16 protein-coding genes are annotated in these 25768 nt (G+C 36.9%); all 16 read left to right on the top strand.

Annotated elements, in window-relative coordinates:
• The first annotated feature begins 5 nt into the window (after positions 1-5).
• Entirely contained in the window at positions 6-1334 is a 1329-nt protein-coding gene (locus AC1MGI_RS17875) for a glycoside hydrolase family 125 protein (RefSeq protein WP_480346714.1), read from the top strand.
• A gap of 72 nt (positions 1335-1406) precedes the next feature.
• Positions 1407-4067, top strand: coding sequence for an endo-beta-N-acetylglucosaminidase (locus tag AC1MGI_RS17870; RefSeq protein ID WP_480346712.1), 2661 nt, complete (start codon positions 1407-1409; stop codon positions 4065-4067).
• A gap of 187 nt (positions 4068-4254) precedes the next feature.
• Positions 4255-4899 (top strand): YesL family protein, encoded by a 645-nt coding sequence (locus AC1MGI_RS17865; RefSeq protein ID WP_480346710.1) that lies wholly within the window; start codon positions 4255-4257, stop codon positions 4897-4899.
• A gap of 20 nt (positions 4900-4919) precedes the next feature.
• Positions 4920-8042, top strand: coding sequence for an alpha-mannosidase (locus AC1MGI_RS17860; RefSeq protein ID WP_480346709.1), 3123 nt, complete (start codon positions 4920-4922; stop codon positions 8040-8042).
• Between the two features lie 128 nt (positions 8043-8170).
• Positions 8171-9970, top strand: a complete 1800-nt coding sequence (locus AC1MGI_RS17855; RefSeq protein WP_480346707.1) for a sensor histidine kinase — start codon at positions 8171-8173, stop codon at positions 9968-9970.
• 7 nt (positions 9971-9977) lie between these two features.
• On the top strand, positions 9978-11486 hold the full coding sequence (locus AC1MGI_RS17850) for a response regulator (protein ID WP_480346706.1): 1509 nt from the start codon (positions 9978-9980) through the stop codon (positions 11484-11486).
• 255 nt (positions 11487-11741) lie between these two features.
• On the top strand, positions 11742-12626 hold the full coding sequence (locus tag AC1MGI_RS17845; RefSeq protein WP_062183078.1) for an ABC transporter permease: 885 nt from the start codon (positions 11742-11744) through the stop codon (positions 12624-12626).
• 189 nt (positions 12627-12815) lie between these two features.
• Entirely contained in the window at positions 12816-13670 is an 855-nt protein-coding gene (locus AC1MGI_RS17840) for a carbohydrate ABC transporter permease (protein ID WP_480349855.1), read from the top strand.
• Positions 13671-13709: 39 nt separating this feature from the next.
• Positions 13710-15167 carry an ABC transporter substrate-binding protein gene (locus tag AC1MGI_RS17835; RefSeq protein ID WP_480349853.1) on the top strand — a complete coding sequence of 486 codons (1458 nt, stop codon included), beginning with the start codon at positions 13710-13712 and terminating at the stop codon, positions 15165-15167.
• Positions 15168-15253: 86 nt separating this feature from the next.
• Complete coding sequence (locus AC1MGI_RS17830; protein WP_480346704.1) at positions 15254-16660, top strand: glycoside hydrolase family 1 protein; 1407 nt, start codon at positions 15254-15256, stop codon at positions 16658-16660.
• 15 nt (positions 16661-16675) lie between these two features.
• Positions 16676-17563, top strand: a complete 888-nt coding sequence (locus tag AC1MGI_RS17825) for an ROK family protein (RefSeq protein ID WP_480346702.1) — start codon at positions 16676-16678, stop codon at positions 17561-17563.
• 183 nt (positions 17564-17746) lie between these two features.
• Entirely contained in the window at positions 17747-18694 is a 948-nt protein-coding gene (gene manA, locus AC1MGI_RS17820) for a mannose-6-phosphate isomerase, class I (protein WP_480346700.1), read from the top strand.
• 662 nt (positions 18695-19356) lie between these two features.
• A complete protein-coding gene (locus AC1MGI_RS17815; RefSeq protein ID WP_480346698.1) occupies positions 19357-21231 on the top strand; it encodes a methylmalonyl-CoA mutase family protein in 1875 nt (624 codons plus the stop codon).
• A complete protein-coding gene (gene scpA, locus AC1MGI_RS17810) occupies positions 21224-23416 on the top strand; it encodes a methylmalonyl-CoA mutase (RefSeq protein ID WP_480346696.1) in 2193 nt (730 codons plus the stop codon). The genes AC1MGI_RS17815 and scpA overlap by 8 nt, the downstream gene beginning before the upstream one ends.
• On the top strand, positions 23416-24549 hold the full coding sequence (gene meaB, locus AC1MGI_RS17805; RefSeq protein WP_480346694.1) for a methylmalonyl Co-A mutase-associated GTPase MeaB: 1134 nt from the start codon (positions 23416-23418) through the stop codon (positions 24547-24549). The genes scpA and meaB overlap by 1 nt, the downstream gene beginning before the upstream one ends.
• Positions 24550-24885: 336 nt before the next feature.
• Positions 24886-25323, top strand: a complete 438-nt coding sequence (locus AC1MGI_RS17800) for a BrxA/BrxB family bacilliredoxin (RefSeq protein ID WP_062178253.1) — start codon at positions 24886-24888, stop codon at positions 25321-25323.
• The last annotated feature ends 445 nt before the right edge of the window (positions 25324-25768 follow it).

Raw genomic sequence — 25768 nt, 5'->3', positions numbered from 1 at the left:
AGGAAATGATTACTGAGACTACAATCCCACAATCACTAACACAATTAATTGATAAGGTGAAGGAGCATTTTCCTGAAGATAAAAAGCTTCAGGAAATGTTTGAACAATGCTTTGTGAATACGTATGAAACAACATTAAAGCCACAAGAAGATGGAACAACATTTGTTATTACAGGTGATATACCAGCAATGTGGTTAAGAGATTCTGCTGCCCAAGTACGCCCATATCTACTTGCTGCTGAAGAGGACGAAGAAATGGCGAAACTAATTGAAGGTGTTGTCCGCCGTCAAATGAACTATATCGTTCATGACCCATATGCAAATGCATTCAATGTAATTGCTAATGGAAAAGGCCATCAAGAGGATAAAACGGATATGTCCTCAATGACATGGGAACGTAAATATGAAATTGACTCACTTTGCTATCCGATTCAACTTGCTTATCTTTTATGGAAGTCAACTGGAAGAACATCCTACTTTGATGGCACATTTATAAAAGCATTAAACCAGATTTTGCATGTTTGGAAAGTTGAACAAAATCATGAGGATGAATCAACATATAGCTTTGAAAGAATGGATGTAAGACAATCAGATACTCTGAACAGAGATGGAAAAGGATCTAAAACTGTGAGAACAGGAATGACTTGGAGTGGATTTAGACCAAGTGATGATGCTTGTTTATATGGTTATTTAGTACCTGCAAATATGTTTGCGGTAGTAGTACTAGGTTATGCGTCAGAGATTTGTAAAGAAGTTTTAAAAGATGAAAGTCTTGCAAAGCAATGTGAGCAACTAGCTTCTGAGATCAAAGAAGGAATAGAAAAATTTGCCGTGTTAGAACATCCGATTTATGGAGATTTATATGTCTATGAAACAGATGGAATGGGTAGGTATCATCTTATGGATGATGCGAACGTTCCTAGTTTACTAGCAGCTCCATATCTTGGCTGGTGCCAATTTGATGATAAAACCTATCAGAATACTCGTAACTTTTTATTAAGTAGGGATAATCCATACTTTTATGAAGGAAAAGTGGCCAATGGAATTGGAAGTCCCCATACACCGGATCATTATATTTGGCATATTTCATTAGCAATTGAGGGGATGACATCTACAGATGTTTCTGATAAAAAGAGAATTTTGGAGATGATGAAGCAGTCAGATGGCGGAACTGGATTTATGCATGAGGGCTTTAATGCGGATCAACCAGAAGAATTTACGAGAGAGTGGTTCTCATGGGCAAATTCGATGTTTAGTGAATTTGTATTAAGTTTATGTGGTTTTGCAGTTAAAGGAAGTCCGCTTTATAAAAAGCTACAAGAAAACAGCATATAAGTTAAGAAACATTACCGCATCTTGGTTGTTACAGAGGTTGGAAAAAATAATCTTAATAACAGGAGTGGGAATTTGTTGAAAATTAGATATGGTCTTATCACTGCGTTCTTAAGTTTGCTTATAGTTTGTGTACTTCCGATTACCGGTTTTGCAAAACAGCCGGAATCATCTTATTGGTATCCTGGAACATTATTAAAATGGAGTCCAAAAAGTGATCCTGACGCTGTATATAACAAAAGTACTATTCCATTAGCTGATAGAGAAGTTGTTTTCAGTGTAAATGAAACGTCACAGTCAGAAGCAAAATTGGTTGCATTATCGGCATTAAATCCCAACACGAGTGGGGTTCCATCTCAAGGTGGAAATGAATTTTTTGCCAATACTTTTAGCTACTGGCAGTATGTTGATTTAATGGTGTATTGGGCGGGTTCTGCTGGAGAAGGAATTATTACTCCTCCAAGTGCTGATGTAATTGATGCTTCTCATAAAAATGGCGTTCCAATCTTAGGGAATGTTTTCTTTCCCCCAACAGCTTACGGGGGACAAGCACAATGGGTAGACCAAATGCTTGTACAGCGTGAGGATGAATCATTTCCTGCTGCTGACAAACTGTTAGAGGTTGCTGAATATTACGGATTTGATGGCTGGTTTGTCAACCAAGAAACAGCAGGTGGAAATAGAGAAACTGCTCAAAAAACAAAACAGTTTTTAAAATATCTTCAAGATAATAAGCCAAAAAATATGCAAATTATGTGGTATGACTCAATGGTTGAAAGCGGAGCAATTAGTTGGCAAAATCATTTAACAGATCGTAATAAAATGTTTTTACAAGATGGTAATGACAAAATTTCTGACAGTATGTTTTTAAATTTCTGGTGGACGAATCAACAATCATCTCATGATAAGGCACTAGAAATTGGTAGAAGTCCATATGAACTATATACTGGCATTGATGTCGAGGCAAATGGAACGAACACAAACATTCCATGGAAAGGCATTTTCCCAGAAGAACAAAAACCATTGACTTCATTAGGGATTTACCGTCCAGACTGGGCTTTTAAAACAACTGAAACAATGGAAGCGTTCTATCAAAAAGAACAGGAATTCTGGACTGGAAAAGCTGGGGATCCTCGCAAGACTGGTGAAAATGGAGACTGGAAAGGGATGGCTCACTATTTTGATGCAAAAACGGCCATTCAAGAGCTTCCGTTTGTGACCCACTTTAATACAGGTAGTGGGAAATTCTTTGCAGTAGATGGTGCTATACAAAGTAAAGAAGAATGGAATAATCGTAGTTTACAAGATATTTTACCTACATGGCGCTGGTTAAAGGATAGCGAAGGAGAACCTCTAGATGTTGACTTCGATTGGGATACAGCGCTTTACGGTGGAAGTTCTTTGAATGTTTCTGGAAACTTAACGAAAGAAAATGCCACACATGTGAAGCTTTATAAAACGAATCTCCTAGTTGAAAAAGATACTGAGATCTCGGTAACTTACAAAACTGATATGAAAAAGCCTAATATGAAACTTGGTGTAAGCTTTGTAAATCAGCCTGATGATTTTGTGTTTTTTGATGTTAAGAAAAAGAGTCGAAATCAATGGATGAAAGAAACAGTTAAATTAAACAAGTATAAGGGAAAACGAATTGCGACGATTTCTCTATTCTTCGAGAGTGATAAAGCAATTGAAGATTATCAAATGAACATCGGAGAAATTAAAGTTACAAATAAACATAGCGATAAAGAAATCCCAGATGTACCAAAGAAAGCCCAGATGAAAAATCCAACTTTCAATGAAGGACTATATACGGATTTAGAATTATCATGGGAGTCTGTGGAGGGTGATATTCAGCATTATGAAATTTATCGCACTCTTCCTAATAAAGAAAAGGAATTTATCGGGGCAGTTCCAAATAATGCTTACTATATTTCGAACTTACGAAGAAGTGGTAAGGAAACAGCGACTTCCCTAGAAATTGTAGCTGTAACGACTGATTTTGTTCGAGGTGAAGCTGCGAAGGTCAAGTTTAAATGGCCTGAATACCCACAACCAAAGGCAGACTTTAAAGTAAATCAAACAGTTGTAGCACCAGGTGAAAAAATCCAATTCTTTAACAATTCATCGGAAGCGACAGAGGAAGTTCAATGGCAGATTGAAGGTGGCACACCTACAGTAAGTACTGAGCATAATCCAGTTGTAACGTATGAAGAAGAAGGAGTGTACTCCGTTACCCTGATCGCTAAAAATAGCGAGGGAGAGGACGTTCTTACAAAAGAAGGCTTTATTACAGTTTCAAAAGATGCAAAAAACATTACGAACGTTGCACTGAATAAAACTGCAACTGCTAGTGGACAATGCTCTCCTTCTGAAGGACCAAAGTACGCGATTGATGGGAATGTAACCAATAATAGTAAATGGTGTGCCATTGGTACAAATCATTGGTTAAAAGTTGATTTCGGTGAGGCGTTTAATTTATCAAAATTTGTTGTCAAACATGCAGAAGCAGGCGGAGAGCCAGCAGCCTTTAATACAAGGGCATTCACAGTTGAGATAAGTCTTGATGGGGAAAATTGGACGAAAGCCGTAAATATCACAAATAATACAGCTGCTATTTCAGAACATCCCATTACAACGACAAAAGCTCAATATATTCGCTTATCTGTCCAACAACCAACACAAGGTGGGGACCAAGCGACAAGAATATTTGAAGTCGAGGCATATGGATATTAAGTATGATAATCGGAAAGGGGATTATTTCCCCTTTTTGTGAAAAAGTGGCGGGGCTTCGCAAAATCAGCTCCGCACCGCCACTTTCATTAGGTAATACAGTTTTTAGAACCTGAGAACCTTTTTCATCGTTGGGTTGGGATCAGACGCTCAAGGATGTTTCTTACCATAATAGTAGGGGATGAAAAACATGGGGAGAATGTTACAAGAAGTAAGTGAATGGATTGTTAGGTTAGTTTGGACGAATATTCTTTGGTTTGTATTTATTGTGGCTGGACTAGGTGTTTTTGGTATTATGCCAGCTACTGTTGCTTTATTTGCTGTGACACGAAAGTGGAAGATGAAAGAGCTAGACGTTTCCATATTGAAGATATATAAAGAAACCTTTAAAAAAGAGTTTGTCCGTTCAAATTGTATTGGGTTGATTTATGCGGCGATTGGCTTTTTCTTATATGTCGATTTAAGAATTGCTGAAAACATGGAAGGAACGTTTTCCGTTATTCTTTATGTTTTTATTAGCTTTATCATTCTTTTATATTTGAATACTATTATTCACTTTTTCCCTGTCTATGTACATTATCATTACTCAATAAGGGAGTACATCAAACAATCCTTTATTATTTCACTTATTAGTCCTTTTTCCACAATATTGATAGGTATTGGTTTGTTTTTTATTGGCTATTTAATCACGAATATGCTGGGACTTCTACCATTTATTTCAGGTGTACTACCTGCATATTGGGTTATGAATGTTTGTATAAATAGATTTAATACTCTAGAACGGCAGCAATCACAAGTAAATAAACAAATGAAGTTCAAGGAAAGCGTAAATTAATATACGAACGGGGGATTTATATGTTTTTAGTAGAAAGAAAGCTAGAAGCAAGAATACAAGAATTGGCGCAGTTCCGTTATCGAGATGGCATGGAGATTGGTCAGTTTCTTACAATTGAGGATGAAGGTAAAGTAGGTACATATCCACCTATTGAAAAGGGTGAATCAACTTTGCAACTAAGAGACCAATGGACGGGGCGAGACCGGTACCTTTGGCTAAGTGCAGATGTTCATCTTCCGGCAGAATGGACTGGTAGAAAAGTAGTTGGTTTATTCGACTTTGGACGAACTGGCGGAGGAAACAATTCTGGCTTCGAATCATTATTATTCTTAAATGGAAATCCATACCAAGGTGTTGATTCTAACCATCAGGAAGTATTTTTCCCACCAACCGAAATAGGAAGCACTGTTCAATTAGATTTCAGACTTTGGTCTGGACTTGAAGGCGGTGGAGAGCCAAAGGAGCAAACATATACACTTGAGGTGGCCAAAGTGGCTTGGTTAGACGAGGCTTGCGATGATTTATATTATACATCTTTAGCAGCGTGGCAAACAATTAAAGAACTTAGTGATGACCGACCAGAAAAGCATGCAATTGTAAAAGCATTGAATCAAGCTTTTATGCAAATCAATTGGAGTAAACCGGGTGATGACGTATTTTATAGTAGTTGTGAGATTGCTAGTGAGGAATTGAATAAAAGTCTTAACGAAATCGAAAAACATCATCCTGTAACCATTCATTGTGTTGGACATACACATATTGATGTTGCTTGGCTATGGCGCTTAAAACATACACGTGAAAAGGCTGCTCGATCTTTTTCTACTGTTTTAAGATTAATGGAACAATATCCTGAATATTTATTCCTACAAACACAGCCACAGTTATATGAATATATTAAAGAAGACTATCCAGAAATCTATGAATCGATTAAGAAACGTGTAAAAGAGGGTCGTTGGGAAACTGAAGGTGGAATGTGGTTAGAAGCAGATTGTAATATTCCTAGTGGGGAATCACTAGTAAGGCAAATTTTGTACGGAAAAGAATTTTTCAAGAGGGAATTTGATGTAGATTGCCAATATTTATGGCTACCAGATGTATTTGGCTATAGCTGGGCACTTCCACAAATCTTGAAAAAATCAGGAATCGATACATTTATGACTACAAAAATTAGCTGGAATCAGTATAATCGTATGCCAAATGATACGTTCCAATGGCGTGGAATTGATGGGACTGAAATCCTAACTCATTTTGTAACCACTCCAGAACCTTGGAATTCGGATGATTCATGGTTTTATACATATAATGGGCTGATTACAGCAAAGACTGTAAACGGTGCATGGAATTCATACCGAAATAAAGATGTTAACCAAGATTTACTGCTTTCTTATGGCTATGGTGATGGTGGTGGAGGAGTCAATCGAGAGATGATTGAGCTTCGTCGCAGGTTCGAAAATATGCCAGGATTACCAAAAGTACAAACGACAAAAGCTGGAGATTACTTCCGGAAATTACACGAAAATATTGAAAATACAAATGAATATGTCCACACTTGGGATGGAGAATTGTACCTTGAATATCATAGAGGAACCTATACAAGTCAAGCATATACAAAACGAATGAATCGAAAACTCGAGTTGAGTTATAGAGAATCAGAATGGTTGTCTGTATGGAACTCTCTATTATCTTCATGGGTGAAATATCCGAAGCAACAGCTTGATGAAGGATGGAAGATTATTTTACGAAATCAATTCCATGATATTATTCCTGGTTCATCGATTAAGGAAGTATATGAAGATGCAGCAGTGGAGTATAAACAAGCAGAAGATATCCAACTTGAAATTGATCAAAATAATTTCAATGAGTTTATTGAACCTAAGTATGGAACGTATACAGTCTTCAATGCAACTAATTGGCAAGATGCACAAAATGTATTCATCCCATATGATCAAACGAATGATGTAGCTGGAGGATGGATTTCAGATTCAGGTGAAAATCTAAATTATCAACGAACTGAAAATGGTTGGTTAGTAGAATTAGATAAGACTAAACAATTTGGTGCAGTAGAAATCCAATTTAAACAAGATCCTATCGTAGAAAATAATACACCGTTTGTTATTAATGAAAAGTTGCTAGAAACACCTTTTTATCTAGTCGAATGGAATGACTCCCTTCAATTGACGCGTTTATTTGATAAGGAAGTTAATCGTGAAGTACTAGCACAACAGGAAAAGGGGAATATTCTTCAGATTTTTGAAGATAAACCTTTGGCACACGATGCCTGGGATATTGATTTGTATTACCAAGAAAAAATGGAGGAAATCCGTGAAGTAGTATCTAGTGAAGTTGTTGAAAACGGTCCGCTTCGTATAGTCATTCGGACGAAATGGAAGTATCAAAGTTCTTTGGTTGAACAAGATATGATTTTCTATGCTCAAAATAGACGTATTGATTATAAAACAAAAGTGGATTGGCATGAGCAACGTAAGTTAATGAAAGTAGCATTCCCAGTTGATATTCGTTCAATCGAAGCAACGTATGATATACAATTTGGTAATGTGAAGAGACCGACACATTGGAATACGAGCTGGGATATGGCGCGCTTCGAAACAGTTGGACACCAATGGGCAGACCTGTCTGAAACTGGATACGGAGTGAGTTTGTTAAATGATTGCAAATATGGGTATGACATTAAAGACCAAACGATTCGTTTATCCTTGTTAAAAGCTGCAATCTACCCTGATCCAACTGCAGATCAAGGAGAACACGAGTTTACGTATTCATTGCTACCTCATCAGGGAGATTGGCGAGTTGGACAAACAGTCAAGCAAGCTTGGTTTTTAAATAATCCATTGAAAGTAGTAAAGGGTGGATTTTTACCAGAAGAAAGCTCATTTATGAATCTAACTAACGATCATGTTAAGGTCGATGCGATTAAGAAAAAAGAAGATGAAGATGCAGTCATTATTCGCTTACATGAGTATGAAGGGCAACGGGGAAATGTCTTGATTGAATTCCCGAGAAACGTAAAAAAATGGTATGAAACAAATTTGATGGAACAGGCTGATAGCAAGGAACAAACTCAAAGTATTGATTTTGAAATAAAACCATATGAAATTAAAACTATACTAGTCTATTTTTCTTGATGAAATAAGATCATACATGATAAATAATTTATCCAGCTGTTGGAAAAGTGGAAGTAATTCACTTTTCCAACAGAAAATATAGTAGAATAGTAGTTGGGTAAGTACGTTTGCATGGGAGGATCTAAGGAATGTTCTTGAGTAAAATGAAGAAGCGGCTAACGAATAAGGTGTTTAGCAAGATATTAATCACTTATTCCGCAATAATCCTTCTTACGATGTTTCTATTACTACTTGTATTATCACGTTATTATACAGAAGTTATTATCCAGAAAGAAATGGATGCAAGTACACGAACACTAGAACGGGTTGAATCGTATCTCCAGCGAAAAGATGAGTATACTCAAAATGTTATGCAAGACTTATATTTAAAAACAGATCTGATTTTTAATGATATTGCCTTTGCGTTGCAACATGATTATGATACATATCTATCGTATCGACTAGATAAGTACAGTGAGAACTCTTCATTTGTTCCGAATAATCTTAATACATTTTTCCAGGCATATTTTAGCCAAGACCCTGATATCAATGCAGTGAGTTTAAAAAGTGCAAGCCCTGGTACAGAGTATGTATATATTTATAACCACTATCGGTGGAATAAATATATGACTAAGCAAGGAAATTTGGAAGGCAAAATTCTTCATCCCGAAGACTTACAACTTCAGAATGTTGAGTGGAAGCAAGAACGAAGTATCTTCAACAATATTCAAATATCTCGTTCTATTAATGATCCCGCTACCCTTAAGAAATTAGGAGATCTTACAGTTTTTTATGATACATCAGGAATTCAAGATTTGATTCGATTACGTAAATCCCAATTTAAAGGAAAAGTCTATATATTTCAACGTGATGGGGATTATCTATACTCGTCAGACAATAGTAATATTCCAGAACCATTGAAAGATCTATCATTTAGAACGAGCTTTAAGAAAATAAAGTGGGATGGAAAAAATTATTATATTAATACTTTAGCTGATGAACAGATGGGTTACTTGTATGTAGGATTCATCCCTGAGAATGATATTAAGAAAGTAACAATTGTACATAGGTATATGTTATTATCTACATTTATACTTTCCGGTATAGCAATTGCTGTAACCTATTTTGCCATGAGATCTTATTCTAGAAGAATTCATAAAATAGAAAAGGCCATTCACGAAGTTCGAAATGGAAACTTACAAATTAGAATCCCAGATAGTAGAGAAAAAGATGAGTTAACAACCATATCAGAAAGTTTCAATGATATGTTAGATGATTTAAACATGTATATTAAGGACGTATACGTTTTAAATATTCGCCAAAGAGAGGCTGAAATGGAAGCGCTTCAGTCAAAGATACAACCACATTTTCTATATAATACATTAGAAGCTATTCGCATGAAAGCTATAGCTGACGGATCTAAACCAGCTAGTAATATGATTTATAGCTTAGGGCAATTATTTCGTTATTCTTTAAGTAGTAGGGAAATCGTTCAAATTTCTGATGAAATCCAACATGTTAAGGAGTATATAGGTCTAAATCAGATTAGATATCCTAATCGTATAAACGTAACCTACGAGATTCCAGAAACTTGTTTAGACGAAAAAATGCTCAAATTTACCCTTCAGCCACTTATTGAAAATTATTTGATTCATGGCTTTCGAAAAGAAACAATACATAATGAATTACGAATAAAAGTTCAAAGAATTCATTGGGATATTGAAATTATAATAGAAGACAACGGGAAAGGTATTTCTCAAGATAAATTATTGGCTATACATACTAAATTATTAGCAGGAACTACCACCTCTGAGGGTTCAATAGGGTTAAGTAATGTTCATCAAAGAATACGATTAAAATATGGACAAGACTATGGCATTCAAATTAGTAGTATTGAAGGAGAAGGAACGATTGTAGAGGTTAGAATTCCAGCAGCTAGGAGTGAATAATTGCAATATGTATAATGTCTTTTTAGTAGATGACGAACCATTTATTATTGAAGGTATGAAAGCCTTGGTACCTTGGGAAGATTATGGACTTAAAGTCGTTGGTGATGCTTCTAATGGAAGTGAAGCTTTAAAAAAGTTAGAAACATGTCATGTTGATCTATTATTAACTGATATCATGATGCCCTTAATAGACGGATTAGAATTAATTAGTATATTGAAAGAACGTCAACCCCATACCAAATTTATCGTTTTATCTGGATACGAAGAATTTGAATATGTGAAAAAGGGAATGAAGCTAGGAATTGAAAATTACCTTTTGAAGCCAGTCAATGAGCAAGAACTCATTTCAACATTGGAAAATAGTATAGAGAAACTTGAAAAGTCTACAAATAATGAAGAGGCATACACGATTTTAAGAGATAATACGATTTGGCGATGTCTTAATCAAGACATCGATGCTAAAGAATGGCGGGAAAGAGTAGACTTATATAATTTGAAGTTTGGTGGTCATAAGCTAGCTGTTGTTTTAATGCAAGTATCAGATGAGATTGAGCATGATAACATATCCTTTTTTAGAAAAAGGGTAGAGGTATTATTTCAGTCTGTCTGTATTATTAATCCAGATGGCGAACTTATCCTTTTAGTTTCGTCTACATGTGAAAAGGAACTTAAGAAAAAACTAGATGAATTGAACGAGCTATTTGTTGGATATGTTTCTTGTAAGTATCATATTAGTGTTGGATCATTTGTTTGCTCCACAAGTGAATTATATAAGAGCTACCAACGTGCAAAAGAGTTATCTAGCTTTCGATTAGTACTCAAAGAAAGTGGACTGATAACAGATGAATTAATCATGCAGTATACCCACGCAAGCTTTTCTACTTCGTATGAACTGGATGATCTAAAGAGATCTATTGTCGGATTAGAACAAGAAAAAGCGTTTTTGTGGATCAAAGGTGCCTTTGCTGTAATTAATAAATCTACTAAAAAGGTTGCTCCTACTATTATTAGAGGATTCGCTATCGATATAGTTACGTCCATCCAAAAAGATGTATCGTCACATGCAAATGATCAAACAGTAGGTATTGTAAAGCGTATCTTAGAGGCCTATTCAATGGAACTTTTAGTTGACATTCTTATTGATTTTATTGAAGGGGTTTTTAGAACATTAGAGCAAAAAACACAGCATGGAAGTCCTATTATTCAAAGCGTAGTGCAATATATTCAAGAACATTTTCATGAAGAACTTTCTTTGAAAACTTTAAGCTATAAATTTCATATAAACTCCATTTATTTAGGCCAACTTTTCCAGAAAGAAACTGGCTTAGTATTTTCTGAGTATATGAACCATTTAAGACTGGAAAAAGCTAAGCAATTGTTAAGAGGCACACATTTAAAAGCTGGAATAATTGGAAAACAAGTGGGTTATTCGGATTCTGCTTATTTTTATAAACAGTTTAAGAAGGTGGTGGGGATTACTCCATCAGCTTGGAGAACGATGAATATCCAGTCATGATATCCCGTTATTCGGGATTTTTTCTGTTGTAGAGGGCCATATCTCGGCCCAAAAGAATCAACAAATAGTAAAAGTGGTGGATGAACTACCGAATGTTTAATAAGTACAGTAAATCTTAATATTGTTAACTATATACATTTTTGACTTTTCTTTATTATAAAGATGTAAAGGTTTTCATTATAAGAGAGGAGGGGCTTCGTGAATCGTATCAAGAGTTTTTTCCAAGATGTTTATAAAAATCGTGTGTGGCTTCTCATGGTTTTACCAGGAACGATTTGGCTATTGTTATTTGCATATCTTCCGATGTTTGGAACGGTCATTGCTTTTAAAAATTTTCATTATGATCCGAATGGTTTTTTTGCAAGTATCCAAAATAGTGAGTGGGTTGGTTTTGAAAACTTCGCGTTTTTATTTAATACAAATGACGCCTGGATCATTACAAGAAATACGATACTATACAATTTAGTATTTATCGTATTAGGGCTTATTTTAGCAGTGTTTGTAGCAATTGTTTTAAGTGAACTCGCAAATAAGAAGCTGTCTAAAATATACCAAACAGGAATGCTGTTTCCACACTTTTTATCATGGATTGTTGTTAGTTATTTCGTATTCACGTTTCTAAGCGTGGATAGAGGTCTTCTGAATAATATACTTGGCTGGTTTGGAGTAGACGACCCTATTTCGTGGTATAACGAAGCAAAATATTGGCCATTCATTATCGTTCTAACAAGCATGTGGAAAGGTATTGGATACGGCAGCATTGTTTATCTAGCTGCCATAGTTGGGATTGATAAAAACTATTATGAAGCTGCTATGATTGATGGTGCAAATAAGTGGCAGCAAATCCGCAATATTACAATTCCGATGATAACACCGCTTATTGTTATTTTAACCATTTTAAACGTTGGTAGAATTTTCAGCGCAGACTTTGGTCTGTTTTACCAAGTGCCTCGTGATTCCGGTACGTTATATTCAGTAACGAATGTAATTGATACGTATGTATACCGAGGGTTAACGACAATGGGTGACATTAGTATGAGTACTGCTGCTGGTCTTTACCAATCACTTGTAGGTTTTGCATTAGTCATGCTGACAAATTATCTAGCTCAGAAGGTTGATAAAGAATATGCTCTATTTTAAAAAATCGAGAGAGAAAGGAGGGCGGCCACAGTTTTGTGGCAAAATACAATGAAAATCAATCAAAATAGCTCCCCGCCTACTCCGTTACATAAAGGGAATGTACAAAACCAACTGAATCAACCGAACAAAAAAAGTAAGCGTAAGAAAAAGTACACAGTACATGGACTAAGTGGGTTTCCTAATCTTTTGATGAATATATTGTTAGGATCATTTGCTTTAATGTGTATCTTTCCATTTCTATATGTAATCATCATCTCTTTAACGGATGAGAAAACCTTAGCGCGAAATGGTTATCAGATTTTACCTGAAATTTGGAGTTTTGAAGCATACCGATACTTGTGGCAAATGAAGGATCAATTGCTTCAATCTTACACGATTACGATAGTCGTAACAGTGCTTGGTACGGTCTTCAGTGTAGTTATGATTGCATTATTTGCCTATGCTATTTCTAGAAAGCAATTCAAATACCGCGGTTTCTTCACTTTTATTGCATTCTTTACAATGCTCTTTAGTGGAGGACTAATTCCTTTCTATATCGTAGCAACACAGTTTTTACATTTACGAAACTCTATCTGGGCTTTGATCTTACCACTTGCAATGAACGCATTCTACATTTTAATCATGAGAACCTTTTTCCAAAGGTCTGTACCTGAATCGATTTTGGAATCTGCTAGGATTGATGGAGCAAGTGAATTACGAATTTTTGTCAAAATTGTTGTTCCACTTTCGTTACCAGGTCTTGCAACTATTGCCCTTTTTAGTACATTGGGTTACTGGAATGATTGGTTTAATGCCCTGTTGTTTATTGATGAACCGAACTTGGTTCCACTGCAGTCTATGTTGATGAAAATTGAAAACAACATAGAATTTTTAAGACAAAATTCATTAGCAGGTGGAGCGCAAAATGATTTATTAAGCGCAATCCCTCAAGATGCTGCAAAAATGGCAATGGTTGTTATTTCCACTTTACCAATAGCGATTGCCTATCCATTTTTCCAAAAATATTTTGTTAGTGGATTGACAATTGGTGGCGTTAAGGAATAAATCCTATTTGAAATAAATTACCAAAAGGGAGGAATTACCATTAATAAGAAGTTTGCTTTTATGATTGTACTATTATTCAGTTTATCAGCATTGTTAGCTGCATGTGGTGGAGATAAATCAGCTAATACGAGTGGAAGCGGTAAATCCGATAAAAATAAACCGTATGAAATTATGTGGTACACGATTGGTACACCCCAAAAAGATGTTGATAAAGTAATGGAAGAAGTAAATAAATACACAAAAGAGAAAATTAACGCAACCGTTAAATTGAAACAAATCGACTGGGGTGATTATGATCAAAAAATGCAATTGATGATTTCTTCAGGTGAATCATTTGATATTGCCTATACCGGTGGTGGAAACTATGTGTTAAATGCACAAAAAGGAGCATTTAAAGACCTAAATGAACTTCTTGATACACATGGAAAAGAATTAAAAGCCACACTTGATCCAGCGTTCATAGAAGGAGCTAAAATTGATGGAAAGCTTTATGGTATTCCATCTAACAAAGAAGTTGGACAGCAAAGTGTGTACGTTTTTAATAAGAATTTAGTCGATAAATACAAAATGGATATTTCAAGCGTTAACTCGTTAGAAGATTTAGAACCGTTATTGAAAACAGTTAAAAAGAATGAGCCAGATTTTACACCGCTTGCCACTTTTAAACCATATTTACCATTTGATTATATATTAGAAGATGAACTGCCGTTTGCGATGCCTTTAGAAGGAAATAAAAATAAGGTAGTTAATATCTTTGAATCAGATATTATGATGGAAACGTTAAAAACAATGCACAAATTCTATAAAGCTGGTTATATAAAAGCCGATGCTGCAACAAGTACAGATCCATGGCCGTTAGAAGTACAAAACTGGTTCTTACGTAAAGAAATGTACCAGCCATATGCGGAACTAATATGGTCTCGTTCAGCAGGTTATGATGTAGCAGTTCAACCAATGCATGATCCGATTACATTTAACAACTCTGTAACAGGAGCTATCCAAGCTATCTCAGCAACTTCAAAAAATCCAGAGAAAGCTATGGAGTTCTTAAATCTATTAAATACAGATTCATATCTTCGTAACTTAGTTGATCGTGGTATTGAAGGCGTGCATTATGAAGAGGATGATAATGGTAAAATTAAAGACCTTCCAGCTCGTGTTGAAAACTATAACATGCCAACGTACTCTCTAGGAAACCATTTCATTCTTAAGTTATATGAAAATGATCCTGAAGATAAATGGGATGCGTTCAAAAAATTCAATGATGCTTCTGTAGAAGCACCAACCTTAGGTTTCTATTTTGATACGAATCCTGTTCGTACAGAAATCGCTGCAATTTCAAACGTTGCAAGTGAATTTGCACCTGCTCTATTAACAGGTAGTGTTGACCCTGAGGTATATCTACCAAAGGCTAATAAGAAGTTTAAAGATGCAGGATTAGATAAAGTACTTAAAGAAATTCAAAAACAATATGATCAGTGGAAGAAAAATAATTAAAAGATTCCGTACAACTAACAAAGGGGACAAAGTCGGAAGCTTTATTTTCCGACTTGCTTTCTTTTAATGGAAGGCAGGTTATTAAAATGAGTACAGATGTAGAAAAGAATAAATACATGTTTCCGAAAGACTTTTGGTGGGGATCTGCATCATCTGCAACACAGATGGAAGGATTTTCAGGAGCAGAGGGAAAAGGAAAGAATATATGGGATTACTGGTATGAAACAGAGCCGAATCGTTTTTATCAGGGAATCGGACCTAATAACACTTCACTATTTTATACGAAATTTATTGACGATATTCAGCTCATGAAAGAAACGGGACATAAAAGCTTTCGCTTTTCTATTTCATGGTCCCGTATGTTTCCAATGGGGCGTGGAGACATAAATCAGAAGGCGATTGACTTTTATAAAACTGTTATTGACACTTTACTAGAAAATGAGATTGAGCCTTTTGTGAATCTCTATCATTTTGACATGCCAATGGCTATGCAAGATGAAGGTGGTTGGGAAAGTCGCACTGTAGTTGAGGCGTATGTGGAATATGCATCTACTTGTTTTGAGCATTTTGGAGATCGTGTAATGAAATGGTTCACACATAATGAGCCAATCGTACCTGTAGAATGCGGTTATTTATATGGGCATCATTATCCAGCACTTTGTGATTTTGAAAAGGCTGTTCAAGTTGGATTCCATTCTGTATTAGCCTCCGCAAAAGCAATTAAGGTATACCATGATAAAGAGCTTGGAGGAAAAATTGGAATTATATTGAATGTTACTCCCTCCTATCCAAGGAGCAATCACCCTGCTGACTTAGATGCTGCAGAAAAAGCTGATTTGCTATTTAACCGTTCTTTTTTAGATCCATCAGTCAAAGGCACGTTTCCGGAAAAGTTAATTGACATGTTACGGGTAGAAAACTTTTTACCTAAGTATAAAGCAGAAGATTTGGACATAATCCGTGAAAATACCGTTGACCTATTAGGGATTAATTACTATCAACCGCGAAGAGTTAAGGCGAAAGAAAATATGCCAAATCCAAATGCTCCATTTATGCCAGAGCGGTACTTTGATCATTATGATATGCCAGGGAAAAAGTTGAACCCATACAGAGGCTGGGAGATTTATGAAAAGGGTATTTACGATATTTTAAAAAATATTCAAGAAAACTATGGAAATATTGAATGCTTCATTTCGGAAAATGGTATGGGAGTAGAATCAGAAGAACGCTTTAAGGATGCGAATGGACTGATTCAGGATGATTACCGAATTACCTTTTACGAGGATCATTTAAAGTGGGTACATAAAGCATTAAACGAAGGTGCCAATGTAAAAGGATTTCATGTATGGACCTTTACGGATAATTGGTCTTGGCTAAACAGCTATAAAAATCGGTATGGTTTAATATCAGTCGACTTACAGAATGACTATAAGCGAACAATTAAGAAAAGTGGTAAATGGTTCAAGAAGTTAGTGGATAACAATGGGTTTTGAAATGAGGAGTATGTTATGAAAAAGTATCTAGTTTATGACGTTGGTGGAACATTAGTAAAATATTCAGTTATGGATGAACATGCTAATGTTTTAGAGAGCTCTTCAAGCCCAACGCCTCCCCAAGGAGACGGACAAATATATAAATTTATCATTGATACGACGAAAAAGTATAAAAATAAATGGGATCTTAGCGGAGTTGCATTAAGTGTACCAGCTGCAGTTGATGTAAAGACCGGTTATGTTCATTATGCTGGTCAAGTAACGGATTTTATCGGAAGAAGTCTTAAGGAAGAACTAGTTGATATAGACTTACCCATTGAGCTAGAAAATGATGCAAATTGTGCAACTTTAGCCGAAAAGTGGAAAGGAAATGCCCAAGATTGTAATAGTTTCATATGTATGACAATAGGAACTGGCATAGGTGGAGGAATATTCCTAGATGGAAAATTGAGACGTGGAAGAATGGGGATGGCTGGAGAAGTTGGACTCATGATCATGAGTCCAACCCAATCATTAGATACTATTGTTGAAACGAGTACGTTTAGTAGATTAGGATCCACTTGGAATTTACTAAATCGAGTATGTCTTAAAACAGGTGAAAAGCTGACCGGTGAAGAATTAATCGATCGCTATAATAAAAAAGACCATAGTGTACAAGAAGAAGTAGAAGCATTTTTTGATGCAATAGCAATAGGAACTGCTAATTTAATCCATACATTGGCACCTGAAAAGGTTTTGTATGGGGGCGGAATCAGTGAACAATCAGGATTCACAAATCATATCAACAAACGTCTAAAGAAAATTCGTCCGGAAATCGTTGAAATTACTAAGATTGATGTATGTAAATTTAGAAATCTTGCAGGGCAAGTTGGTGCCTTATATAATTTTCTGAATATTCAGTAAAATTAATATGAAGCAATGAAAGTTTCTATAGGAATAATCTATTACTTTATATAGTGATAGGTTTATAGATCGGTAGAATTTTATATAAGAAAGACCATTCGTGTACACATGAACTTCCATTTTTAGGTAAAAATGTATGGATTTGTATTTAAGAACAATTAGATAATGAAGGAAGTGGCTTAATTGAAGCAACCTATTTTTTTACTTCCAGTATTTCAAGAAAGAATTTGGGGTGGAAAAAAGCTTAAAACAGAATTTCAATATGATATCGAATCTGAACTGACTGGAGAGTGCTGGGCAGTCTCCGCACATCCTAATGGTCAAAGCATAGTAAGTGATGGATCTTATAAAGGGAAGTCTCTTAGTAAACTTTGGTCAGAAAATCGAGAATTATTCGGGAGTCTCAAAGGTGAAGTATTTCCATTACTAACTAAGATTTTAGATGCAAATAATGACCTTTCTGTTCAAGTGCATCCTAATGATGAATATGCCAATAAAAATGAAAGTGGAGAACTAGGTAAAACGGAATGTTGGTATGTAATTAACTGTGAAGAAAATGCTGAAATAATCTTTGGGCATAGAGCGACTTCAACAGAGCAGTTTGTTGGGTTGATTAATAACGGAGAATGGGATAACCTACTGCGTCGTACAAAAGTAAAACCAGGTGATTTCTTCTATGTACCAAGTGGAACAATCCATGCATTATGCTCAGGCGTACTTATTTTAGAGACACAGCAGAGCTCAGACACAACATACCGTGTATATGACTATGAGCGTGTTGACAAACAAGGTAACAAGAGAGACTTACATATTAATAAGTCAATTGATGTCACAACTATCCCGCATCGTGATATTTCTGTCAAACCTATTACAGAAGAAATCACTGGTGGCACAATTACAACATTCGTTCAGAGTGAGTATTTCTCTGTCTACAAATGGGATATTGAGACAGTAGCTACTTTTACACAAGATAAACCCTTTTTAATAGCAAGCGTTATATCTGGAACGGGTGAAATCATGACAGAAGAGGGTAGCTACTCATTCGAGAAGGGAAGTCATTTTATTTTACCAAATGGCTTAGGGAAATTCCACATAAAAGGATCAGCGGAAATGATTGTTTCTCATCCGTAAAGTGCTTATATCACTTTTTCGATTTCTTTGCGAGCATGAACTATCTAAATCAAAAAGTAGGCAATCTAAATATCGACTAATATCTTCAATGCTAGTTCCGAGAGGTAATTTCTTTAGGGAAAACATTGACCCCGTTGATGAAGGTGGAAGAACACCATTAACTCACTCGGCTTTCCGGATTGTACGAAATCATATCAATTTTATTAGACAACGGAGCTAATGTTAATACTAGAGCTGATTTTGGATATTTCGCCTTACATAATGGAGCAAAACTACCGAGCTATATTGTTCAGTTATAAACATATTTTAACACCTTGATTGGCTTAATACCTTTCAAGGTGTTATTTATTATAGCGTGGCTGGAGTTTTAGAATAAACCGTTTTTTATTTAGAGAGTAGAGATAACACTCAAAATCCCAATATAATATGAAAAGAGTAAAGACTAAATTAATTGAAATAGATCAATTTTGAATAAATATAGGGGTTTTTGTGTAAAAGTTTAGAACTGTGTAATTCAGTTATGATTCTTAATCAACATATTCTTTTCCTAAGATAGATATGTTAGAATGTTATTATTATTCAGTTATCTTTGAAGGGAGGCAGCTTTCTTAATCGTATACAGGGGAAATGGTGACACTTGGGATCGTTAAGAAAGCGATTACATGAAATTACTGGACGTAAAAGAGTTAACCTTTCCTCGGCCTTTGTATGAGGAGTGGAAGGCAGTCGTTGAATCCAGTTTAAAAGGGAAAAGTGTTGAAAGTCTAAAAACGAATACATATGAAGGAATCCAATTAAACCCACTTTACACAGATGATGTGCTGTCAAGTGAGTATCCTGGTTTATTTCCATATACTAGGGGGATCTGCTCAGCAGGTTATTTAGAGCAGCCATGGCTTATTGTACAACCAATCACAGGCAAGAATGCCGTTGATGCGAATAAAAAAATGAAGGCTGCATTAAAACGCGGCCAAAATGTTGTAACGTACACACCAGATTTATTTAATGAAGAAAGTAATATCAGTTCTTTGTTTGAAGGGCTGGACCTGGATGCGTTTCCATTATTTATCGATACGAAAGGTTTGCAAAGTAAAGTTCTTAAAGGATTAATCAATGCCTGCAAAAAACAAGGCGTGACCTCGAGGGGAGTTTGTGCAGAAGACCCGATTTCAGAATGGGCACAAGCAGGGAAGATTCCTTCCCAAACGAATGCTTTTTTTTCTCAATGGTTTAAAGAAATCAAAAAATATCAAGAAAAGTCCACTCAAATGAAAACGGTTTTGATTAAGACCCCGGTTTTTCATAACGCTGGCGCTAATGCGGTTCAAGAGATTGCGATTGGCTTATCGATTGCAGTTTATTATATTGAAGAAGCCCAAAAGCAGGGATTGGAAGTTCAGGATTTTGCGGAAAAAATTGTCTTTTCTTTTGCGTTGGACTCAACCTATTTTATGGGGATTGCCAAGATTCGGGCTGCTCGTAGACTTTGGGCTGGGATGGCAGAGGCATATGGGGCCAATTCTGAAAGTTTTAAGATGAACATCCATGCTGTGACTTCACGAGTTACAGAAACGAAGTATGACGAGCATGTGAATTTGTTACGCACAGCTAATCAAGCTTTTGCTGCCACGATTGGAGGCATTCAATATTTAGAGATTCACCCGTTTTCACACGCATCAGGAAGAGAAGATCCATTAGCGGATCGAATAGCTCGTAATATGCATGTCATTTTGAGTGAAGAATCTCAATTAGCGAGTGTAGTAGATCCAGCAGGCGGATCGTTTTATGTCGAGCAGTTGACGAATGAATTAGCTAAAAAGGCATGGACCGCTTTTCTGGAACTGGATGAAGCAGGGGGGATTCTTGCTTCATTGAAAGAAGGAAGGATTCAAGAACAAATCGAAGCCGTTTATAAGAAAAAAGAGCGAAATGTAGCCCTAAGAAAAGATAGCATGATCGGGACCAATGTTTATCCAAATCCAGCTGATGTGTTGAAGCAATCAGAAAGTACGGTAACGAATTCACATCTAACAATACATGATCCGATTCCTATTCCTCCCGTATCATTGTGTCGTCTGGCAGAGCCATTTGAACGGATAAGAACCCGCAGTGAAGCTTATAAAAATAGTATAGGTACTAGTCTAAAAATTGGCTTACTTAATCTTAGAGAAATGAAATCTTATAAATTGCGGACTGATTTCATCAAAGGCGTGCTTGCAACAGGTGGGATAGAAACACGGGATAGTCAAGGACTCGTAGTAGAACAAGATGCGATTCAATTTGTTGAACAAAGTGGGCTCCGTGTATTTTGTTTGTGTGGTAGCAATGATGATTATGAGCGGTATGCTGGAAAAATAGTTACAGAAATCAAACGAAAACATCCTGACACGATTCTTTATATAGCTGGCCAGCAATCTTCTGAAATAAGCGAACGATTAAAAAGTGAAGGTGTGCAGGATTTTATTACAGTGGAAACGAATGTTCTGGAAATATTAGCGCAGCTTCAATTGGAGTTGGGGGTAATAAAACATGATTAAGCCTAACTTTCATCAAATCAATCCTGCAAAAGCTAAAAAGGTAGGAACAGAAGATGCCTGGAAAGTAAAAGCATCTGCTGCTGTTCAGCAATCCATCGATGATTTGCTTTTTGAAACAAATGAAGGGATTATGACTCGGCTGCTTTATACACAAAATGATTGCGAAAATCTTGAACATATGAAAAGTCTACCTGGGTTGGCTCCATACACGAGAGGACCTTATCCATCAATGTATGTGAATCGTCCTTGGACAGTACGGCAATATGCAGGGTTTTCAACAGCTGAGGAATCCAATGCCTTCTATCGGCGCAACTTGGCAATGGGACAAAAAGGACTGTCGGTAGCATTTGATCTGGCGACCCATCGAGGATACGACTCTGACCATCCTAGAGTTGTCGGTGATGTAGGGAAAGCTGGCGTTGCCATCGACTCGATTCTTGATATGAAACAACTCTTCGAAGGAATCCCCCTTGATCAAATGTCGGTATCAATGACGATGAATGGTGCAGTCTTACCAATTATGGCGTTTTATATTGTCACCGCAGAAGAACAAGGTGTAACACAGGATAAACTTTCTGGCACGATCCAAAATGATATTTTAAAAGAATACATGGTCCGAAACACATATATTTATCCGCCTGACATGTCGATGAAAATTATCGCAGACATCTTTGAGTACACGTCCAAATATATGCCGAAGTTCAACAGTATTAGTATTTCAGGCTATCATATGCAAGAGGCAGGTGCACCAGCTGATATTGAGCTTGCCTATACGCTTGCTGATGGTCTTGAATATGTTCGTACAGGGTTAGAAGCGGGCATTGATGTTGATAAGTTTGCGCCAAGATTGTCTTTTTTCTGGGCAATTGGTATGAATTATTTTATGGAAATTGCCAAAATGAGAGCGGCACGTTTTATTTGGGCAAAATTAATGAAGCAGTTTGAACCGAAGAATGCTAAAGCAATGGCTCTGCGTACACATTCCCAAACTTCAGGCTGGAGTTTATCTGAACAAGACCCCTTTAATAATGTTGTTCGTACATTGCTCGAAGCACATGCAGCTGCACTGGGACACACTCAATCCTTGCATACAAACGCATTGGATGAAGCGATTGCACTACCTACCGATTTTTCCGCACGAATTGCTAGAAATACACAATTATATTTGCAAGAAGAGACTGGCATAACTAATGTAATTGATCCGTGGGCAGGTTCTTTTTATGTGGAAGCACTGACAAATGAATTAATTAACCGCGCCTGGGAGCATATTGATGAGATTGAAAATCTCGGTGGGATGGCAAAGGCAATTGAAACAGGACTTCCTAAAATGAGAATTGAAGAAGCGGCTGCAAAACGCCAAGCTAAAATCGATTCTAAGGCAGAGACAATTGTCGGTGTGAATAAATACAGGCTAGAAAAAGAAGATCCAATTGAAATTCTTGAGATTGATAATACTCTGGTAAGAGAAAGCCAGTTAAAAAAGTTAAAAGACGTAAGAGAAGCACGTGACCAAGTAAAAGTTGAGGAAGCGCTTCGTACTCTTACGGAAGCGGCTAAAGACGGCGAGGGAAATTTACTTGAGCTTGCGGTTTGTGCGGCGAGAGTCAGAGCAACACTTGGTGAGATCTCGGATGCAATCGAAGAAGCGAGTGGTCGCCATAAAGCGATGATACGTTCGATAAGCGGTGTGTACAGTTCTTTTTATTCTGGAGCAGCTGAAATTACCGAGGTAAAGGCTATGACGGACGAATTTCTTGAAAATGAAGGAAGAAGACCGCGCTTACTTATGGCGAAAATGGGTCAGGACGGTCATGATCGCGGCGCTAAAGTGGTCTCTACCGCATTTGCCGATTTAGGCTACGATGTCGATATTGGTCCGTTATTTCAAACACCTGAAGAAACGGCCTTACAGGCAGTCGAGAATGATGTGCATGCAATCGGGATGAGTTCCCTTGCAGCGGGACATAAAACATTGCTTCCTCAGCTTGTGGCAGAATTAAAGAAGCTTGGTAGAGATGATATAGTTATCATTGTTGGCGGAGTCATCCCAGCGCAGGACTATGAATTTTTGCTTACTAATGGCGCTTCTGCTATTTTCGGACCGGGTACAGTCATTCCTCAGTCAGCAAAAATCGTGCTTCAAGAAATTTACCGTCGCCTTGGTTATGAGGAAGTGGCTGAATAATGGCTGAAGAAAAAAAACCTGAATGGTTTGACGAAAATACAAGCGACGATTTTGCTACATCATTAAAAGAAGGCATTGAAATGATTGCTCATCATCAAACAGCACGAAAAAATAAATTCATCAAAAAAGCAGCCGGGACGATAGACATTACAAAGATTCAAAATTTGTTAGTGCAAGGTGACAGAGCAAATCTTGCCAAAGCAATCACACTAGTTGAGAGCAATGCACCTAAGCATTTCGAACCTGCACAGGAGCTGCTAAAGAATGTTTTACCCCATACCGGAAATGCTATCCGTCTGGGAATCTCGGGAGTTCCTGGTGCAGGGAAAAGTACGTTTATCGAAGCTTTTGGAACGTATCTTTGCAATCTCGGATATAAAATTGCTGTACTTGCAGTTGATCCGAGTTCTTCGGTCAATGGTGGCAGCATTCTGGGCGACAAGACAAGGATGGAAGAGTTAGCCAGGAATCCACGAGCATTCATCCGTCCCTCTCCGTCTCAAGGGGCGCTTGGAGGCGTCCATCGTAAAACACGTGAGACAATGTTGCTCTGTGAGGCTGCTGGTTTTGACATTATTCTCATCGAGACAGTAGGTGTTGGCCAAAGTGAAGCAATAGTTCGAGGAATGGTCGATTATTTCATGCTCCTTGTTTTAACGGGAGCTGGCGATGAATTGCAGGGAATGAAGAAAGGAATCTTAGAGCTTGTTGATGGGATTATAGTTAATAAAGCGGATGGATCTAATAAATCTCTTGCACAAAAGACCAAATTGGAATACGGCAGAATTCTTCACTTTATGCTACCAGCCACAAAGGGCTGGGAAGCAAAGGCCTATACCTGTTCGTCAATAACTGGAGAAGGGATTCAAGAATTGTGGAACGTGATGCAACAATTTGAAGAACTCACGAAAAAATCAGGCGTATTTCAGGAAAGGCGGAGGCTCCAAGCGAGGGAATGGCTACATTCGTTAATGAATGATCAACTCCGACTGCTATTTTATGGGAATCCTAAAATAAAAAGCCTATTGCCAATGTTAGAAAATCAAGTAATCGCTGGAGACAAAACGGTAACAAAAGCGGTTCAAGAAGCGTTTTATGCTTTTATGGAAGGCAGTAGGTCTTCTTCACAATAAAAAATGGATAGCAGGAGGACTGCTATCCAAATAGGGAGTTGGGTGATGAATCTAGATCGCGTTTAATATTCCCGGTCCGCAAGAGTTTGAAACTATTTTTTTTATCATAAAGAAAGTTTATGATGTATCTACGAGTTTAGATGTCTAGGATATGCAGCCTAATCCCATGACAAGGGGGAAAGGGCACACCCCATACAGTTTTGCTTGTCTTTTGCTAACCTTTAGGGTTGATCCGAGGCGCTTGCGCTTTTCATTTGCGCTAGGTAAAAAGATTGAAACACTACCTTGCACTTGTTATGATGGAAGAGAAGATGAATAATGGAAGGGGAATGAAACATGAGCATGGATTTTAACTTTTTTATGAATGATGTTGTCAGCCAGGCGCGTACTGAAATCAAGGCTGCTGGATATACAGAACTAAAATCACCTGAAGAGGTGGAAGATGCGTTTGCTAAAAAGGGGACGACGTTAGTCATGATTAACTCAGTTTGCGGATGTGCAGGAGGAATTGCAAGACCGGCAGCTGCTCATTCGGTTCACTATGACAAACGTCCAGACCATCTTGTTACCGTTTTTGCCGGACAAGATAAAGATGCAACGGAAAAAGCACGTGATTATTTTGAAGGCTATCCACCATCATCTCCTTCTTTTGCAATTTTGAAAGACGGCGAACTCCTTACAATGGTAGAACGTCATGAAATTGAAGGACATGATCCAATGTCAGTCGTGAATAAGCTGCAAAGCTACTTTGATCAATATTGTGAAGAAGTATAATTTCATTCAAAAAAGGACTCGTTTATCGGGTCTTTTTTTGTCAGGAATAATTGAGAACTGCTGTCTTTATATTCAAAGCTGCATTCCAAAGTTCCAACCATTTAACCTAAGATGAAAATGGCTTATGGAAACATGGTGGAATATTATAAAGGGTTATTTCGATCAGATATGTATTCATTTGCTATGAAAATGTCTCGGAAAAACACCAAACGATCTTATCAAATCTAAAACAAGTAAACGTATTCTCGGCCACATTAAAATAATCCAAGTCTTCTATGTTCGTAGAGAGGCTTGGATTATTTGCTTCCTAAAATCTGTGGTTTGTACTGTTCCAAGAGTCCAAAGTGGATTAAGCCTTTTGGATAACCTCTTTTTGGAGAGGAAAAAGGAATGGTTTTTTTATATATAAAATTCCCATTTTGTAGAGGGATGCCAGAGGAGATAT

Source organism: Peribacillus sp. BM1, from assembly GCF_056679975.1.
This window is presented reverse-complemented; position numbering and strand designations above follow the sequence as displayed.

Excerpts from the sequence above, each read along its gene's own strand:
- AC1MGI_RS17875 (WP_480346714.1), top strand. The coding sequence starts at position 6 with ATGATTACTGAGACTACAATCCCACAATCACTAACACAATTAATTGAT.
- AC1MGI_RS17865 (WP_480346710.1), top strand. The coding sequence starts at position 4,255 with ATGGGGAGAATGTTACAAGAAGTAAGTGAATGGATTGTTAGGTTAGTT.
- AC1MGI_RS17860 (WP_480346709.1), top strand. The coding sequence starts at position 4,920 with ATGTTTTTAGTAGAAAGAAAGCTAGAAGCAAGAATACAAGAATTGGCG.
- AC1MGI_RS17855 (WP_480346707.1), top strand. The coding sequence starts at position 8,171 with ATGTTCTTGAGTAAAATGAAGAAGCGGCTAACGAATAAGGTGTTTAGC.
- AC1MGI_RS17850 (WP_480346706.1), top strand. The coding sequence starts at position 9,978 with ATGTATAATGTCTTTTTAGTAGATGACGAACCATTTATTATTGAAGGT.
- AC1MGI_RS17845 (WP_062183078.1), top strand. The coding sequence starts at position 11,742 with ATGGTTTTACCAGGAACGATTTGGCTATTGTTATTTGCATATCTTCCG.
- AC1MGI_RS17840 (WP_480349855.1), top strand. The coding sequence starts at position 12,816 with ATGAATATATTGTTAGGATCATTTGCTTTAATGTGTATCTTTCCATTT.
- AC1MGI_RS17830 (WP_480346704.1), top strand. The coding sequence starts at position 15,254 with ATGAGTACAGATGTAGAAAAGAATAAATACATGTTTCCGAAAGACTTT.
- AC1MGI_RS17825 (WP_480346702.1), top strand. The coding sequence starts at position 16,676 with ATGAAAAAGTATCTAGTTTATGACGTTGGTGGAACATTAGTAAAATAT.
- AC1MGI_RS17815 (WP_480346698.1), top strand. The coding sequence starts at position 19,357 with ATGAAATTACTGGACGTAAAAGAGTTAACCTTTCCTCGGCCTTTGTAT.
- scpA (WP_480346696.1), top strand. The coding sequence starts at position 21,224 with ATGATTAAGCCTAACTTTCATCAAATCAATCCTGCAAAAGCTAAAAAG.
- meaB (WP_480346694.1), top strand. The coding sequence starts at position 23,416 with ATGGCTGAAGAAAAAAAACCTGAATGGTTTGACGAAAATACAAGCGAC.
- AC1MGI_RS17800 (WP_062178253.1), top strand. The coding sequence starts at position 24,886 with ATGAGCATGGATTTTAACTTTTTTATGAATGATGTTGTCAGCCAGGCG.